Source organism: Novosphingobium sp. B-7, from assembly GCF_000410615.1.
Classification (GTDB): domain Bacteria; phylum Pseudomonadota; class Alphaproteobacteria; order Sphingomonadales; family Sphingomonadaceae; genus Novosphingobium; species Novosphingobium capsulatum.
Window position 1 is genome coordinate 1 of record NZ_KE148437.1, and the last position, 2,418, is coordinate 2,418.

Sequence of the window (2,418 nt, forward strand, 5' to 3'; positions counted from 1 at the left end):
GGGCCACGCGCTGCGCCCCGCTCGCCAGTCCCTCGCGCCAGGCATCGGCCAGGCTGTCGGCCGCACCGGCCAGCAACAGCCGCGCGCCCACCAACACGCTTTCGGCCAGCGGCTCTACCACCAGGCCGCGCCCCAATGCGGCAAACAGCGCCACGATCGCGCCCGGCTCAAGCTCCATGCCGCCATCGGCTTGCGCCAGGGGCGCTGCCATCAGCCCGCACTCGGCGAGCAAATCCCAGTTTTCCCTAGAGAAACCCTGCGCCTCGGCCAGGTAGGCGCGGCGCCGCTCGATATCATAGCGATCGGCCACGAACCGGTCGGCCAGGCCCGCGAGCATGGTTTCTTCTTCGCTCAGCTCAAAATTCATGGGTGTTGCTCCCTCCCGGTTCGATCTAGCACTACCGACAGGCCAACCACGCTGCGAAAAAGGTTAGGATGGCCGCCAACGCCCGCTCAAAAGAAGGCACAAGCAGATGGTCCTGGAGATGGATGCCCCTAGCCTGGAATGGGTTGATGCCGTTCGCATAACGGCGCCCGACGAGATTCGCCGCGCCGCCCAGGCGCTTGATGCCATTGCCCGCAATTGCGGCATGCAGGCCGCGCCCGCGCACAACATCGCCGACAAGCGCACGCCGATGGATGTGGATGGCAACGTGCTCGCGCGCGACGTGTTCGGGTGGACCAGCGAAAAGGCCTGGTGGCACAATCCGCGCATTGCGCTCGATTCGCCGATCACCACCGCCTGCCGCTTTGAAGCCGAACCGTTCTGGGTAAATGAAAAGGGCTGCCACACCCGCGCGCCCAACCGCTATCTGGCGGCAATCGACCTGACCAACTTTGAAGCCCGCGCGATGACCCGTGCGGCGATTGTCGTGCCGGTGCACCTGCCGTTCGGCCAGATCGGCGCGGTGTCGTTCAACCCGCTTGACCAGTCGCTGACCGACCTGGGCGCATTATTTGCGCGCTATGGCGATATCTTTGGCCTGGTCGGGCGCACGTTCATCACCAGCTATGTCAATACGATGGGCTCGGCCCAGGCGCTGCCGCCCGGATCGCGCCTGTCCAAGCGCGAGGTGGAGTGCCTGCGCTGGGCCGCGATCGGCAAGACCGACCTGGAAATCAGCATGATCATCGGGCGCAGCCGCGCCACGGTGCGGTTCCACATCCACAACGCCTCGATCAAGCTGGACGCGGTCAACCGCAGCCAGACCGTGTTCAAGGCAGCCCAGCTTGGCTACATCTCGCTGCAGAAGTGATCCCGCGCAGCATGGCCGCAGCATTGGCGGCACCAGGCGCCTCTCCCAACGGGCAGGGGCGCCTTGCCGTGCGCGTGCAACCGCCAGGCACCAGCCCGTCTTTTGTGCAGGCCTAGCGTTTTGAAGAGTCGCCATGAGGGGGGCGGGCGCGCTTTATCGGGAACAGCGGAATCGCCAATGGTTCCGCGCCTGATATGGAAGAGGAAGACCTTGGCCCAAGCCGCTGCCCTGTTCATGCCCGATGCGCCCTTGCGGCTGATGGGCGGGCGCGCACGGGCAGAGCGGCCAGACGCCGGGCGCATCGTTTTCCCGCATCCCGGCACCAGCGATTTCGATACCGTTGCGCTCGGCACCCAGGGCACGCTGTGGTCTTATACCATCCAGCGTTTCCCCCCCAAGGCGCCGCCCTATGCCGGCCCGGCCGCGTTCAAGCCCTGGGCGCTGGGCTATGTCGATCTGCCCGGCGAAGTGATCGTGCAGGCGCGCCTGGTGGGCATGGCGTTTGATGCCATCCGCATTGGCATGCCGCTGCAACTCACGCGCGTGGCGCTGGATGACAGCGCCGACGATCCGCTGTGGCTGCCCGCCTTCGCCCCGGCAGAGGCCCTCGTTGCGGAGCGCGCAGCATGAGCGCGGGCGTGCATATCGTGGGCATCGGCATCCACCCGTTCGGCCGCACGCCGGGGCTCTCTGGCCTGGAACAGGGCGTGCACGCGGTGCGCGCGGCGCTGGCCGATGCCGGGGTGAACTGGGGCGATATCCAGTTTGCCTATGGCGGATCGGACGCGGCGGGCAATCCTGACAGCATGGTATCGCACCTGGGGTTGACCGGGGTGCAGTTCATCAATGTGCGCAATGGCTGCGCCACGGGCGGTTCGGCGCTGTTTTCCGCGCAGATGGCGATCCGTTCGGGCGAGTTCGAGCTGGGCCTGGCGCTGGGTTTCGACAAGCATCCGCGCGGCGCCTTCGATGCCAAGCCGGCGGAATACAACCTGCCCGAATGGTATGGCGCGGCCGGCTACATGGTCACCACGCAGTTCTTTGCCGCCAAGATCATGCGCTACATGCACCTGCACGGCATTTCGCGCCGCACGCTGGGGCTGGTGGCGCAAAAGGCCTTTGCCAACGGCGTGCACGCCCCGCACGCCTGGCGGCGCGAGCC

3 protein-coding genes and 1 pseudogene are annotated in these 2,418 nt (G+C 66.5%); 3 read left to right on the top strand and 1 reads right to left on the bottom strand.

Annotated elements, in window-relative coordinates:
* A partial coding sequence (locus tag H926_RS29020; protein WP_043610504.1) for an acyl-CoA dehydrogenase family protein occupies positions 1-367 on the bottom strand: 367 nt, incomplete at its 3' end.
* Positions 368-485: 118 nt separating this feature from the next.
* Between H926_RS29020 and H926_RS0119290 the strand changes: the two genes are divergently transcribed.
* From H926_RS0119290 to H926_RS35000, 3 genes and pseudogenes are all read left to right on the top strand, one after another.
* Complete coding sequence (locus H926_RS0119290; protein ID WP_028658247.1) at positions 486-1,256, top strand: LuxR C-terminal-related transcriptional regulator; 771 nt, start codon at positions 486-488, stop codon at positions 1,254-1,256.
* A gap of 210 nt (positions 1,257-1,466) precedes the next feature.
* Positions 1,467-1,886: a Zn-ribbon domain-containing OB-fold protein gene (locus tag H926_RS29025; RefSeq protein ID WP_022677757.1), complete on the top strand. Its 420-nt coding sequence runs from the start codon at positions 1,467-1,469 to the stop codon at positions 1,884-1,886.
* Between the two features lie 29 nt (positions 1,887-1,915).
* Positions 1,916-2,418, top strand: a pseudogene (locus H926_RS35000) (thiolase family protein); the annotation flags it as partial.

Excerpts from the sequence above, each read along its gene's own strand:
- H926_RS0119290 (WP_028658247.1), top strand. The coding sequence starts at position 486 with ATGGATGCCCCTAGCCTGGAATGGGTTGATGCCGTTCGCATAACGGCG.